The organism is Pseudoalteromonas sp. ATL1, from assembly GCF_058933015.1.
In genome coordinates this window covers 57,633-71,971 of the sequence record NZ_JBZYXL010000003.1, presented here as the reverse complement: position 1 = coordinate 71,971, position 14,339 = coordinate 57,633, and the positions used below count along the sequence as shown (strand labels likewise).

17 protein-coding genes are annotated in these 14,339 nt (G+C 44.5%); 16 read left to right on the top strand and 1 reads right to left on the bottom strand.

The genetic code is table 11. From position 1 onward, the window contains the following. Window positions 1–4: 4 nt before the first annotated feature. The 16 genes from AC5FX4_RS23435 to AC5FX4_RS23360 all read left to right on the top strand — a co-directional run bounded on the left by AC5FX4_RS23435 (window position 5) and on the right by AC5FX4_RS23360 (window position 12,159). Window positions 5–733, top strand: coding sequence for a hypothetical protein (locus AC5FX4_RS23435; RefSeq protein WP_493608849.1), 729 nt, complete (start codon window positions 5–7; stop codon window positions 731–733). Window positions 734–765: 32 nt separating this feature from the next. Next, window positions 766–1,569 (top strand): hypothetical protein, encoded by an 804-nt coding sequence (locus AC5FX4_RS23430; protein ID WP_493608848.1) that lies wholly within the window; start codon window positions 766–768, stop codon window positions 1,567–1,569. 11 nt (window positions 1,570–1,580) lie between these two features. Then, window positions 1,581–2,312, top strand: a complete 732-nt coding sequence (locus AC5FX4_RS23425; protein WP_493608847.1) for a hypothetical protein — start codon at window positions 1,581–1,583, stop codon at window positions 2,310–2,312. A 51-nt stretch (window positions 2,313–2,363) separates the two neighbouring features. Then, on the top strand, window positions 2,364–3,248 hold the full coding sequence (locus AC5FX4_RS23420) for a hypothetical protein (RefSeq protein ID WP_493608846.1): 885 nt from the start codon (window positions 2,364–2,366) through the stop codon (window positions 3,246–3,248). A 383-nt stretch (window positions 3,249–3,631) separates the two neighbouring features. Next, on the top strand, window positions 3,632–4,414 hold the full coding sequence (locus AC5FX4_RS23415; RefSeq protein WP_493608845.1) for a hypothetical protein: 783 nt from the start codon (window positions 3,632–3,634) through the stop codon (window positions 4,412–4,414). Between the two features lie 8 nt (window positions 4,415–4,422). Further along, window positions 4,423–5,148: a hypothetical protein gene (locus AC5FX4_RS23410; protein ID WP_493608844.1), complete on the top strand. Its 726-nt coding sequence runs from the start codon at window positions 4,423–4,425 to the stop codon at window positions 5,146–5,148. Between the two features lie 32 nt (window positions 5,149–5,180). After that, window positions 5,181–5,984 carry a hypothetical protein gene (locus tag AC5FX4_RS23405; protein ID WP_493608843.1) on the top strand — a complete coding sequence of 268 codons (804 nt, stop codon included), beginning with the start codon at window positions 5,181–5,183 and terminating at the stop codon, window positions 5,982–5,984. Window positions 5,985–5,995: 11 nt separating this feature from the next. Next, entirely contained in the window at window positions 5,996–6,727 is a 732-nt protein-coding gene (locus tag AC5FX4_RS23400) for a hypothetical protein (RefSeq protein ID WP_493608842.1), read from the top strand. A gap of 51 nt (window positions 6,728–6,778) precedes the next feature. Next, the gene (locus AC5FX4_RS23395) at window positions 6,779–7,663 is read left to right on the top strand and encodes a hypothetical protein (RefSeq protein ID WP_493608841.1); all 885 of its coding nucleotides are present in this window, start codon (window positions 6,779–6,781) and stop codon (window positions 7,661–7,663) included. 145 nt (window positions 7,664–7,808) lie between these two features. Continuing rightward, a complete protein-coding gene (locus tag AC5FX4_RS23390; protein ID WP_493608840.1) occupies window positions 7,809–7,994 on the top strand; it encodes a hypothetical protein in 186 nt (61 codons plus the stop codon). Then, window positions 7,975–8,346, top strand: a complete 372-nt coding sequence (locus AC5FX4_RS23385) for a hypothetical protein (RefSeq protein WP_493608839.1) — start codon at window positions 7,975–7,977, stop codon at window positions 8,344–8,346. The genes AC5FX4_RS23390 and AC5FX4_RS23385 overlap by 20 nt, the downstream gene beginning before the upstream one ends. A 25-nt stretch (window positions 8,347–8,371) precedes the next feature. Further along, window positions 8,372–9,580 carry a hypothetical protein gene (locus AC5FX4_RS23380; protein WP_493608838.1) on the top strand — a complete coding sequence of 403 codons (1,209 nt, stop codon included), beginning with the start codon at window positions 8,372–8,374 and terminating at the stop codon, window positions 9,578–9,580. A gap of 369 nt (window positions 9,581–9,949) precedes the next feature. Further along, complete coding sequence (locus AC5FX4_RS23375) at window positions 9,950–10,777, top strand: ProQ/FINO family protein (RefSeq protein WP_493608837.1); 828 nt, start codon at window positions 9,950–9,952, stop codon at window positions 10,775–10,777. A gap of 1 nt (window position 10,778) precedes the next feature. Beyond that, on the top strand, window positions 10,779–11,135 hold the full coding sequence (locus tag AC5FX4_RS23370; protein ID WP_493608836.1) for a hypothetical protein: 357 nt from the start codon (window positions 10,779–10,781) through the stop codon (window positions 11,133–11,135). A gap of 119 nt (window positions 11,136–11,254) precedes the next feature. Then, window positions 11,255–11,623, top strand: a complete 369-nt coding sequence (locus tag AC5FX4_RS23365) for a hypothetical protein (RefSeq protein WP_493608835.1) — start codon at window positions 11,255–11,257, stop codon at window positions 11,621–11,623. Between the two features lie 56 nt (window positions 11,624–11,679). After that, a complete protein-coding gene (locus AC5FX4_RS23360; protein WP_493608834.1) occupies window positions 11,680–12,159 on the top strand; it encodes an RES family NAD+ phosphorylase in 480 nt (159 codons plus the stop codon). A gap of 185 nt (window positions 12,160–12,344) precedes the next feature. Here AC5FX4_RS23360 and AC5FX4_RS23355 read toward each other — a convergent pair whose 3' ends face one another. Next, a complete protein-coding gene (locus tag AC5FX4_RS23355; RefSeq protein ID WP_493608833.1) occupies window positions 12,345–14,237 on the bottom strand; it encodes a hypothetical protein in 1,893 nt (630 codons plus the stop codon). Between the last annotated feature and the right edge of the window lie 102 nt (window positions 14,238–14,339).

Below are 14,339 nucleotides of genomic sequence, written 5' to 3'. Positions count from 1 at the left end.
TACTATGGCACTTATCATTCATCCACAAGTATTAATGGCGGCTGAAAAAGGTCACCATGGCCCACAAACAAGTATTGTACAAAGCTCGGTAGATATTCATGTCACTAGAAAAATTGAACATAAACCGACGCTGTTAATCGTGGTTGATGGGCAAAATAATATTTTGGCTTCAACGGTTGGTAGTACATTATGGGCGCATAATGAGCGCACTAAATTGCCAGCAAGTAAATACGGTATTAATTATACATCTCGTAAATCGGATGGCAGTGACCTGACTAGCTTTAATACAATAGCTAATTACCAACCGATGATCCCTGCTCTGCGATTTATTCCTTTTCAAGATTACGATATTGAGCTGAGAAATTCAGGCACTATAGCCAAAGCGTATTTAATCAGCGATAGAAATGAACAATATAGCAACACTGATATCGAGACTTGGCCCAGTGAAATGTGGCGTGGCGATGTGCCATTTGATGTTACCGCTGGTGGTTATAAATACTTAGAGTTAACGGTTGGTGCAGAGGAATCGGACGCCACACTGCGTTTTTCCTCATTAGAAGTTGATAAAAACGATCAAGTCATTAAGTTAGTTGAGCCGCACATTAATGTGTATTTCACCAACTTTTTACGTGACTGGTCTAATGCAAAAGCGGAGTTAGAAGCGCGACTAAACAGTATTGAGTCGGTGAGCACCACGTTGAGTCCGCAAGAGATGCTGGACGCGGGTCTGTAGCCTCACTTTGCAATTAAATTTTCGGAGAACATATGTCTACATTAAATACACTGATTAACGATGAGGCGGTTAAAGAGATTGTGCATCGTTGGGGCAGTCCTGCTTATATTGATACTTCTTTAGAGAACAAAGGCGCACGCAAGTATTATTTGCATGGTTTTGTAGGCAGAGTGCCGACGCCTGCTGAATTCTTGTACGGCACATTTGTTATGACTGAAGGGGATATTGTTACAGCCGATGCCACCTTCGAGTTTGGAAATGCGTTGTCCCTGAGTTTCGCACATCTTGGTTTCATCGAACTGGCTTGTGACGATGAAGAGTGGGATTCGCGCGCTGTGTTTGGTCAGTCGGTTCGAGCCAGTGGTTTAGTGCTGCCTGAAGGTAGAAAGCTCGAGCCTGCGATTGAGGGGATGCAAGCCTTACCACCTATTGATGGGGTAACGACATCTTGGATGATGGACTTTGCATTTGATGGACCAAAAGAATATAAATGGAACGGAAGAAATGCCCTTATTCCTAAGAACGCTCATAGTGCAAACAAGTTAGTATCTGGTGATCTGCCAACTTGGTTTATGATCAGTGAATCATCGTCAATTTCATTTTCGAATTACTTTCATAATGTGCACGCACCGAAAAGTGCCGATAACCCCGATGGTACAAAAGTAACAGGCTGTATTTCACATATGTATTATGATTATCAACCAGAGAAAAGGCCCATTATCGTTGGTACTGTCGGTTTGGTGGGTAGCGGTGCAGACTTGCAAATAGAGCCACCAAGGCGGGGTTATGAAATGGAAACCATTACGCCCCTTTCATTACGCATTATGATGCAATAGGAGTATTTCGAATGTCACTTATTATTCTTCCTCATATTTTAGCAGCATCCGAGCAACCGCAATATGCTACCCAGTCTCAGTTTAAAGACACATCGGAAGATCTCAAAGAGATGCGTATCGTTGAAGGTAAACCCGCGTTATTGGTGGTGCTAGATGCAGACAAGCAGGTGTTGGCGTCGAGTGTGGGGTATACCCAGTGGTCTTCGGGCAAACCTCAGCTGCCCTTAGCAGAGTTTGGCGTATCATATACATATCGAAAGGCCGCTGATAAGGGGGACCCATCGAAGAACTTTGATACTGAAGAGGGACGTTTACCGATTATGCCGGCCCTGCGTTTTAATCCCACCTCTAAGTTTGCCATTGATATTCGCAATAGCGGTACCGCTTCACAGGCGTTTATTATTGTTGACCAAGATGAAGTGCGCAGCAAAACGGACATTACCGATTGGCCCAATGAAATCTGGGATGGCTCTGCGCCGCTGGACGTGACGCAGCTAACTTACAAATACTTCGATATGGCGGTTGGTTTACACAATTCACAGGCTCCTTTGCAGCTTACTCGATTGGACATGAGCAAGAGTGACGTCAATTTACCTTTAGTGAGTAAATTTATCGATGTTTACTTCACCAATATGTTCCACGACTGGTCGGGGGCAAAGGCGCAAATGGAAGCGGTACTTAATCGTCTTTCCTCAGTGGATACACTCAAAAGTGGCGCCGAGATAGAGGCTTCAGGAGAGTGATAGCTGTGGTAGGCATGGCCTACCATGAGTGTCTGACGGCTAGGAGACTTTATGCACGTTACTTTACGATATAAAGGTATCACGCTGCGCGATAGTTGGGATGGCGAGGAAAAGCCAGTATCTCGCTATCGTCAGCATTGGGTGAAAGCAAAGCAACACACGGCAGAATTTGTGGGTTATCCACAAGAGCAGTTGTTGTTTTTTGGTGATACACATTATTCAGGCCTCGCGCTAAAAGCCGCGCATACAGCAAGGTGGAGTGTGTTAACTCATTATACGGGTGATCACCAAGAGCCTATTCTCATTGGCAGCTTTCAGTCACCCAAAGTGAGCTATGTATTTATTCACACAACGGTTAATTCAGAACCATTACTGTTTGATACGGCACGGATTAAACCAGAGTATGTGTTTTTTGACGCTACCCCTAATAGTGAAGCGCTCTTATACAACACCGCGCATATAAAACCTGAGTATCTGATCAGTGTATCCCAGGTTCAGGCGCCTATTTTTCTGGGTGATACGCACAGAATAAGGCCCAAAGTGCTTATCAGTCACGCTCAGGTTGCTTCTGAAGCGCTTTTAACAAACACCGGTTTACCTGAGAAAAATAAGGTGGCGGTTGCTGCGGTTGAAAGAAGAGCGATTGCATTGCAACCTCTGCGCTTTACCACTAAGGGTAACTTGTTGCTGGCTCGATTTGGTGATCACACGGCGTATTTCAATCAAGCTAAGATGGCACCTGTCCCAAATATTACTTCGCTTGGTATGGACGCGCGGTCCGTTTTTGAAAACGGTCCTGTTACGGTGAATGAAGCGCAATCGCGCGCGATGGATCACCGTACTTTACTTAGTCTGGACGAAATGGACTCCGTCGTGATGCTGGTCAGTCAAGGCGTTGACGCAAGACCACTGGCAAAGGGGTATCACGCAATTTAGCTAGATACGTATACTTTTAAAATATTTGTTGTACAATGGCCGCTGTAAATTGAGACAGCGGCTTTTTTTTTGGCTAAAAATTATGATAGCGCTCTAGAAACTTGGAGCAGCATGCGATTAGCATCAGCGATACAAACTTATGCGCTGCGGTGCTTTATTTGTTAAAAAAGATTCTATACATTAAGGAGGAAAACTTGGGAGTGTGGATATCACTCCTGTAGATATTAACCATTGTACAATAATTTTGTGAGATGTAATGGTTGAACATGTGTCTTTTTATTTAGACGTAGTAACTGAGACTTTGAGATGAGCTAGGCAGTTTGTGTGATTAATGATTTTTTAGTCATTAGCAAATAGCCGTGATGAGACAAATAGGAGATCATATGAGTGATCAAAGTGTGCCAAGGTTAGACACCTTATTAGACAAGCAAGATTTGCAAGAGATATTACATGGTTGGGGAAGTACGACTTATCACATGAGTATTCCACGTTCTTCATATCAACCGGGGCAAAGCTCTCGATATGTCATTCATGCATTTACAGGGAGAGTGCCCTCACCTGCAGAAATTTATTATAGAACTTATATTAATAAAAAAGGCGACTTGCGAACTGATGCTGCCAGTGGACTAGCAGAGGCATATTTAGGTTGGGTGTCGATCCGCACTAATCGTTATGCAAATGATCATCAATATAGAGCGGATGATGATGCATACATCAGCGGCCGTATCTTGCCTGAAGAGGCAGATATTCGCGTTACTCACGGGTACTACATTCGAAATTTTGCTAGGAGTCATAATGATATCTCTATGATGATGGATGTGACTTTTAGTGCTACCCCCACAAAATACTGGGGTGGGTCCGCTCAAAAATCAGTTCTTGAAAGTCTCGAACAACAAGGTTTGTTAGCAGGGCCTTTAAAGCCTACATGGTTTTTCATTAGCGAGTCTACAGCGTTTCCTATTATGGAAACCGAGTCTGTTTACAATACACAAAATGAACAAGTGGCAGTGATTAATGTCACCACCGCAACGGATGACAGTAAAAGAAGAGGCTTGATATTTGGGCGTTTCGGCGCGATTGGTAGTGGTGCCGAAATAGAGCTGTCGCAAGGTTATGATCATGTCAACAGTGTGCGCATGACTTCGATTAAAATTAAAAGCAATTAGGATAACGCATGACACTTATAGTTCACCCTGAAGTTTTAATGGCGGCAGAAAAACCGGATCACTATGCTCAATGGAGTATCAGCCAATCTTCGCCGGGCATTCACGTCACGAGAAAAATAGAAGGCAAGCCGACTTTGCTTATTGTGGTTGATGGGCAAAATAACATTTTAGCGACTACAGTCGGTTACACAGCGTGGTCACGCGAGCGCTCTAAATTATCGCCAGCGGAGCATGGTATTAATTATACGCTGCGTAAGTCCAGTGGGAATGCGGTGACTGATTTCACTCAAAGAATCAACCTTCAACCTATGGTGCCCGCTCTGAGATTTATCCCTTTTCAAGATTACGACATCAAACTAAGAAACTCTGGCACCATTGCCAAAGCGTATTTAATCAGTGATAGAAACGAAGGATATAGCAAAACCGACATTAACACCTGGCCTACAAATATGTGGCGCGGCGATGAGCCGTTTGATGTCACCGCCAGTGGTTTTAAATATCTCGAATTAACGGTTGGCACAGAAGAGTCAGACGCCACGCTGCGCTTTTCCTCATTAGACATTGATTTAAGCGATCAGGTTATTAAGTTGATTGAGCCACATATTAATGTGTATTTCACCAACTTTTTACGTGACTGGTCTAATGCAAAAGCGGAGTTAGAAGCGCGACTAAACAGTATTGAGTCGGTGAGCACCACGTTGAGTCCGCAAGAGATGCTGGACACGGGTCTGTAGCCTCACTTTGCAATTAAATTTTCGGAGAACATATGTCTACATTAAATACACTGATTAACGATGAGGCGGTTAAAGAGATTGTGCATCGTTGGGGAAGTCCTGCTTATATTGATACTTCTGGCTCAGATGTAGGTGCGCGCAAGTACTATTTACATGGTTTTGTGGGTAGAGTGCCTACGCCTGCGGAATTATTGTATGGGATATTTGCGATGAACGAAGGCGATGTTGTTGCGCCTGATGTGACAGAGAAGTATGGTTTTGCGCTTCATTTAAGCTTTGCCCATTTAGGGTCAATAGAGTTATCTTGTGATGGTAATGAAACGCAATCTAGGGTGGTATTTGGTCAATCAGTCAGAGCCAGTGGCTTAGTGCTGCCACAGGAAAGGAAGCTAGAGCCTGTGATTGATAGCATGCAAACGTTGCCGCCTTTGGATGGCGTAACCACTTCTTGGATGATGGATTTTTCATTTGATGGGGAGCAAGAGTATTGGTGGAATGCTGGGAGTCGTACAGGTGTCTTACAGGCGAGAAGTGAAAACAAACTTGCCTCAGGTGATCTCCCAACATGGTTTATGATCAGTGAGTCCTCTTCATTACCCACAATGCAGTATTCTCATAAAATATACGCCCCCAAAAGTGCTGCCAATCCAGATGGTACAAAAGTCACAGGCTATGTTGGGCATATGTATTATGATCACCAGCCAGAACGTAGACCTATTTTATGCGGTACCGTAGGTAGAGTGGGTAGCGGCGCTGATTTACAGGTAGCTGAGTCGAGTCGAGGCTACGAATTACAAACAATTAAACCGCTTTCACTGCGAATCATGATGCAATAGGAGTATTTCGAATGTCACTTATTATTCTTCCTCATATTTTAGCAGCATCCGAGCAACCGCAATATGCTACCCAGTCTCAGTTTAAAGACACATCGGAAGATCTCAAAGAGATGCGTATCGTTGAAGGTAAACCCGCGTTATTGGTGGTGCTAGATGCAGACAAGCAGGTGTTGGCGTCGAGTGTGGGGTATACCCAGTGGTCTTCGGGCAAACCTCAGCTGCCCTTAGCAGAGTTTGGCGTATCATATACATATCGAAAGGCCGCTGATAAGGGGGACCCATCGAAGAACTTTGATACTGAAGAGGGACGTTTACCGATTATGCCGGCCCTGCGTTTTAATCCCACCTCTAAGTTTGCCATTGATATTCGCAATAGCGGTACCGCTTCACAGGCGTTTATTATTGTTGACCAAGATGAAGTGCGCAGCAAAACGGACATTACCGATTGGCCCAATGAAATCTGGGATGGCTCTGCGCCGCTGGACGTGACGCAGCTAACTTATAAATACTTCGATATGGCGGTTGGTTTACACAATTCACAGGCTCCTTTGCAGCTTACTCGATTGGACATGAGCAAGAGTGACGTCAATTTACCTTTAGTGAGTAAATTTATCGATGTTTACTTCACCAATATGTTCCATGATTGGTCGGGGGCAAAGGCGCAAATGGAAGCGGCTCTTAATCGTCTTTCCTCTGTGGATACACTCAAAAGTGGCGCTGAGATAGAGGCTTCAGGAGAGTAATAGTCATGGTAGGCTTGGCCTACCATGAGTGTCTGACGGCTAGGAGACTTTATGCACGTTACTTTACGATATAAGGGCATTACACTGCGCGATAGTTGGGATGGCGAGGAAAAGCCAGAATCTCGCTATCGTCAGCACTGGGTGAAAGCAAAACAACACACGGCAGAATTTGTGGGCTATCCACAGGAGCAATTGCTGTTTTTTGGTGATGTACATTATTCAGGCCTCGCGCTAAAAGCCGCGCATACGGCAAGGTGGAGTGTGTTAACTCATTATATGGGTGATCACCAAGAGCCTATTCTCATTGGCAGCTTTCAGTCACCCAAAGTGAGCTATGTATTTATTCACACAACGGTTAATTCAGAACCATTACTGTTTGATACGGCACGGATTAAACCAGAGTATGTGTTTTTTGACGCTACCCCTAATAGTGAAGCGCTCTTATACAACACCGCGCATATAAAACCTGAGTATCTGATCAGTGTATCCCAGGTTCAGGCGCCTATTTTTCTGGGTGATACGCACAGAATAAGGCCTAAAGTGCTTATCAGTCACGCTCAGGTTGCTTCTGAAGCGCTGTTAACAAACACCGGTTTACCTGAGAAAAACAAGGTGGCGGTTGCAGCGGTTGAAAGAAGAGCGATTGCATTGCAACCTCTGCGCTTTACCACTAAGGGTAACTTGTTGCTGGCTCGATTTGGTGATCACACGGCGTATTTCAATCAAGCTAAGATGGCACCTGTCCCAAATATTACTTCGCTTGGTATGGACGCGCGGTCCGTTTTTAAAAACGGCCCTGTTATGGTGAATGAAGCGCAATCGCGCGCGATGGATCACCGTACTTTACTTCGTTTGGATGAAGTGAGCTCAGTGGCAATGCTTGTTAGTCTTGGTGCTGACTCAAGGCCTTTGGCCAAGGGTTATCAAGCAATTTAGATTGATACATATACTTTCTTCATATCTGTTGTACAATAGCCGCAGTGAATTTAGACTGCGGCTTTTTTATTGCCGTAATTGATGAGACAAAGAGACTGGCATACTCCAAGTCTGGGGTTAACCGTCTACTGATGGTGTTAGAGACATGATGAAAGACATGGTCATCCTATTTTGGGCGGCATTTAACGTGACGATTGGCTTACTGGTTGTGCTACTGAGCATGCTGATTGATAACCCGGTAAGTTCGTTGATTGGGGTTATTGGTTGCTTATTTGGCGCCTTTCAATGGGGTATGATAAGAGGAGCGGTGGATGAAAACCACAGAATTTAAACGCCATAGAGTCGAGCAAACCGGCAGCGACTTAGTGTTAGTCAAAGGCTTTCCTAGTCGTGCACAACTAACCGATTGGTTGTGTAATACCGCTGCGACGGTGTACTGCTTATTCCCAAGTGATTTTCAAAACGAACAAACGCAGCTACAGCTACGCACCAACATCAGGCTTGAAGTTGAAAAACTCAACGTTGCCAGTGGACGCTGCGTGACCCTGACGATAGCGGATGAGTCGGTCGGGAAGCGTTTAGAGGAATTCGATTTTGCAGCAGCGTGTGATTATGTTATTGACATGTTGACCCCCATTCAGCCGCCATCGGGTCTGTCGGTGGCTATCCCTTCTTTTGAATAGTACTCAGTGAAACACGGAGAATATCATGATTTTTATAACTATTTTGGCTTTTACTGCGCTGTTGATTGCGGGTAATGCAGCTTACTTTTCTATTCTAGGTTTAGCTGCGATGTTTTCTGCCAGTTACTGGCCTGTGGTATTCATGGGCGCCAGCTTAGAATTGGGGAAACTCGTTGCCGCGTCTTATGTTTATCGCGCGTGGGATAGAGTTAGCAGCGCAATGAAAGTGTATCTGGTGACGGCAATTTTGGTTCTTATGGCAATTACCTCGTTGGGGATATTCGGCTTTTTGTCACAGGGATATGGCGATTCACTCAAACAACTGAGCGAAATAGAATTACTTGTTGAGCAGAAGAAAATTGAACTGGCAACCGTGCGTGAAGACATTGAACGGATACACACCGAAATAGGGAATGTGCCCAATACCTATGTAACAAAGAGAATTGAATTACAGCGTGAGCGCCGACCTGAACTGGAAGCGTTGGCAGAGCGAGAAAACAGCTTGATAGAGGCGTTAACGCAATTAAATAAGCGTATATTAGAAGCGAAGTCACATGTAGGTCCGATTTTGTATGTGGCTGATATGTTTAACATAGATAAAGACGAGGCGGTGAAGTACTTTATTTTTACCATTATTATCGTGTTTGACCCATTGGCGGTGATTTTAACGTTGGCAACCAACGGCGCCATTGCGCAAAGACAGTATGAGTCGCATAAATTAGTGTCAGCACAGTTGGATAACGAAGTGCCGCAAAATAGTGCCAGTGAACCAGTCAATGCCTCGGTTTCATCAGCCAAGCCTGTGAATGAACAAGAGGCTGTGCCGTCAAAAAAACCAGCGCCGCAGGTACCTGTTCAAGTGCGACAGATGGCTAAACAGCGAGCGCCGAGCGTTCAACAGATGGATGCGGTGTTGGCGCAAGCCCATGGCAAAGCGGATGGTGCTCAAGTTAAAAATCACTCACCAAAAGCGCCTTTCAACTTAACGGCGATACAAGGAGACGATAAAGACGTTGTGGTATTAGGGGGCGCTAAAGTACACAAAGCCGCTATTCAGATGATGGAGCAGTCAGATCAGGAGCTCATTATGGGGTTGGTGCAGGGGATATCGGTTGCTGCGCTGTCATCACGTTTAAGATTAAGTGAGAGTGCTTTTAAGAGCCGAGCCACTTATTTGATTGATAGACTCAAATCCTCGGGTTATCAGATCAATACTGAGCATTTATTTGTTTAACGTGATAGGCGCTTAAAATAAGTGGCTTTTTAAAGCGTAACGCAAATACAGATCAAACTTAAAATTTAGTTGTACAATATAGGGCTGGTTTGTTAGAAAAGCAGATCTCGTTTTAGCAAATGCTTTACAGTGCACCCGAATACCCGTATCCTTGTACCCAAGTTGTTATATTGTACAACTTAAATAAACATGAGACTTGAGATATCACAGCGTCTAGTTGCTGTGAACACAATGAGAAGAGAACAATGTATTATTGTATTTCTACCTTAAATGACAAAAGTGTTGCTAAAAAAGGCTGGATAGCGCGATGCGTCTACACACGTCAGAGTATTTTGGCCGACAACGCGATACGGTTTTGAGGGAAGCAAGATGGAAAATCAATTGCCACAAAGCCAAATTGAGTGTGTATCAACTCATGATGTCACCATTACATTTAACAGCCAAAGAGCTGTGATGCTCAATGCTCGAAAGCAGTTACAAAGACACTTATCCAAGGCCTACCCGCAACATTTTGGTAAAGAGTTGCTACCTTGGTCATTGGCTTTGCATACGCAGTTAGTGAACGAGCTTAAGGATAAGTTCTCGCCGCAGGTGATCAGAGACACGCTCGCATACATCGCTCGCTCAAAAAGATATTTAACATGTTGTGTATTGTGGGGCGTGGGTGCGCCTAGGGTAGACTTGCAAGGTAAGCGGGATGGGAAAATCACACGCAGAGAAATGATTTACGCGCTTAATCAACTTGTTGGATTAAGCAAACAGCATGACGAGTTGCAAAGTGAACGCTATTCACAGTGGCTGGAGCGTGAAATATTGCTTGGGATTATGCGAGGAGAACTTGCACGTAGTGATCTTACCTGCGCCAAAATTCGCAACAAATATGCGAGTTATTTGTATCGCATAGCGAAAGAAGAGGGTACTGCAAAAAAATATGCTTTGCTTGGTGAAAATGGCCAAGATCTATGTCAGCGTATTGCTCCTCGGCCTTATTTATCTGACTCGCTCTTAAAAGTGTATGCTGCGATCAATGACAAAGCCAAAACCAAGCGATTATTAAGACCGATCACGGGTAAGTCAAAAGGGACGCACAGTAAAGCTGCGGTAAAACCCACTATATTAATTAAACGAAAGCGTCGATTCGATATGCCCGTATCAGACACGGTATTTTCAACGGATAAAAAAACAGAGACTAAATAAGATGAATATTGATAATTCTTGTGCGCCATTACATCAATACGGCGATGGAATTGGTATGTATCAACTGACATATCATCATGTTACTAATGCGAATGTTAACCTATCCCCAAGTCAGCTAAATGGCGCGTTAACGCAGCTGTTATTGGCGAGTGATTTATTTAGTCAAGCACACAACGCTCCTCACGACGGCGCGCTGTTATTGCAGTGTGAAGCAATGGATTTAGCCCACTTTGAAAAAATAGCGGGTTACTCGCAAGGGAACTATCAAAATTTTTTGTGTGGTACTGTGCCTCATGGCTGTAGTACCGATTTGTTTTTTGAAGACTACGACCAAGTAACCGTCAGATTTGCCGCTTAGCGTGATGGATAAAAGCGATAAGTTGTAGAGAGACAGGGACGCGTAGTCAACAAAGAGTGTACTTTTTTTATGATATGTCCTAATATGTGACGTAATAAGTGTCGTTAATTAGGACTTTTATGGATATTTTACTAAGCTCCACCGTTAACAATCGGCAATATGAAGAACCTAAATTCTGGGTTGAGTCATTACATACCAACTTTGAAACACTGGCAGCGGCCACTTCTTTGCCCGTTGCGAGTTTGCGAAGAAAAGATAGAGTGAGAAGCCCTAAAGTACAAAATCGCTTACGTGATGTACACGCTATCTTAAACACTGTTTTACCTTGGTTTGCGAGCGTGGATGCGGCTTGGCTATGGTATCGCAGTGCCCCAATCGCTGGCTTTAACTACCTGTCACCGTCTGAAGTGATTAATTTATACGGTGAAGAAGGTGTGGCTATGGTGCAAAAGCATATTCGCCGTAAGAAGTTTGGTGGCTACAGTTGAGTTTGCTGGATAACATTGACTTCAAGTATATCCCCTTTGAAGGGGTGGTTTATCGGATGCATAATCCCCAATGGGCATTTAGTCCACTGTCAGGTACTGGTGCAAAACTCTTCGGTGGTAGGTTTAACCCTGAAGGGCAAGCGGCGCTATACACGTCGCTCGATTTTAAAACGGCATTTATTGAGGCGAGCGATTGCAATATGACCCCGGGGTTGGTGTCACCGCTTTTGCTGGTTAGCTACAAAGCCAAATTAGGCAAAGTGCTAGACTTAACACAGCATCGTGCGCTATTCGATATTCCTTGGGAAGTGCAAGCGGATAGATACACGCTTAATAAAGGGCCGCAACCCATCACTTGGGCGCTTTTCGACAAAGCTAAAGAGCAGGGGATCGAGGGCTTATTAGTGCCTAGTTACGCCAATCCCGAAGGATGTAATTTGGTATTATTAACTTGGTCACATAAAACGGTTGAAGTACACGATCCTGAGCAAAGACTGTTGGCGACATATGGTGGAAAATTCGATATAGAGCCGTAAGTTTACGGCTTTAACGCATTATTTTCTGGCCTGTAAGAGGTCATTTTAGCTGGTAAAAACGTGATCTATTTGTACTGGCATCCATGCCTTCTACTTGTCTCGGAGCGTTATATCTTGGCTTGTTGAATGTGGTTTTTTCAGCGTGCTATTCGGTTAGTAAAATGCCGTACTCTGCGCCAATACCATTACAGGCCAAGCTGTTTTAGTTTGATGGTATTTGTTTCGTGATCGTTTTTGCCATAGACCTTAATGACCACTGCTACGCTGTCCATCAGTTTGGTTGCAGCCATGCCATAATCACCGGTTTTGTCGAGTACAAAAGTTGCCATAAAATGTCTTAATGCGTGCGGGTTTATGCCATTTTCAATAAAGCGCTCTGGCCACAGTGCTTTGGCGGTTTTTGCGGTCCAATCTTGGATCACTTTGGCAAGTGCTTTACGTGTATAAGGTGCACCGCGATCGCGCGTTTTGCTGTCTCTACTTTGTATAAATACCGCATCACTCATGGTTGGCCAAGCCAGTTGCGTTCGAATTGTCGCTAATCGATTTAACAGTTTGATTGTGGCAGGGTTATCTATTTTGGCTTCAATCATCGTCACCTCTTGGCTACGGCGGTTTTTGAGCCAACTGCGGGGCACTTTTAAATAATACGCACCTGCATCTTTATACAAAATGGGGGTTTTAGCTTGGGCGGCAAAAGGAGCATCAAGCCAATGCATTGCGCACCAGTTTGAAACACGCAACGGGGCTTTTATGCTGAGCGATAGCCAAGCGGCCACCTGCAAAGGCGGCAGCTGTCTTTCAGGCTCTGATATGCTGTCAGCGAATTTGATCAGGCCGTCAATCATTAACTGCAATTCGGCCATGCTTTGCGATAGGTCGGCATCAGGCCTATCCAGTAACCAGTGAATATTCCGAGTGCCACTACTTTGCTTGTCATGACGCCTTTCATTGATTTTATGTTTTGTATCTCGGATCCAAGTGCCAATTTGGCGATGTAAGTATACGGATTGACTAAGCCAATCGTCGAGGTTGTCAAATTGCTCCGTGTTATGGCCATCGTCAATCATCCACGTGTGTTTTGCTGCATGATATCTCGTTAGGTAACCTGAATTTGCTTCACACAAGCCGTATAACGGCGTAAGAAAAGCCAACAGCGTGTTATACACCTCACTGCGAAAACATGCGTGAGTGTAACCCTCTAAAAGCTCAATACAGGTGAGCATACTCAGATCAAGCTGTTGAACGTCAATGGGGTGCGTCGCAACAACCCAGCGGAAGAAGCGTAAGACTTGAGCGCAAAAATTGTCAGCACTGCTGTTCACACCATCCGGGGTTGCGGTCCATCTTCCTGCGCCTTGCAGGGGAAGCGCTTCACGCTTTCTCATCGGGAAACTGGCTTGTGAGAGTGGCGGGGCAACTAACTTATTTTTAAAGTCCAGTAGATCTTTGATTTGCAAATGTAGATGTTCTGGTAAGGCATCGATTGCGGGTTGTTTGTCTTGTAACAGTGCCTTTGGTTTGGAGCGTTGGTGCTGTGCGTGTTGCGCATTCTCGGTGTTACAATGGGTGAGGGTACCCTTATCCAACTCAAAGAGCGCTTCTAATTTGGTCAGAGCGGCTGCATGCTGTGCTCTAGGCTGTGCGTTGTGGCCAGTCCAGCGTTTTATAGTCCCAATTGGAATACCACTGTGTTGATTGATTAAAGTATGCAGTTGTCCTTTGTTTTTGTTAGGCCAATATTTGGCTGCATAGTGCATTAAACGTTGGCCAGTATTGGCCTGCTCATCTAATACGTTTGGATCAATATGCTGTTTGTATGAGGCTGCCAGTTGGGTGAGACGGCTGCGGTAAGTGGTGATTGAATTTGCTGCAAAGTCGTGTTCTTGTAAGTGCGCAACCAGCTTTGCTTTCAGCGATGTTAACGCTTGCGGTGACAGGCATGCATTGATAATCGTCTTTTCGTCAATGAGCATATCATGGCGTAACAAGTTCAAAGTAGATAGCAGATTCAACGCGCTGCGGTCACCTTTAGCACTGAGTTTGCTTTTGAACGATTGGTATTCTTTTAACGCCATGAGAGCACTTTATACATTTATACAATAACAATCAGTGTAGCGTGGGCCGCAATCACTAATCAAGCATAACGCGCTGCAGCACAGGCACTTTGTTGAATATTG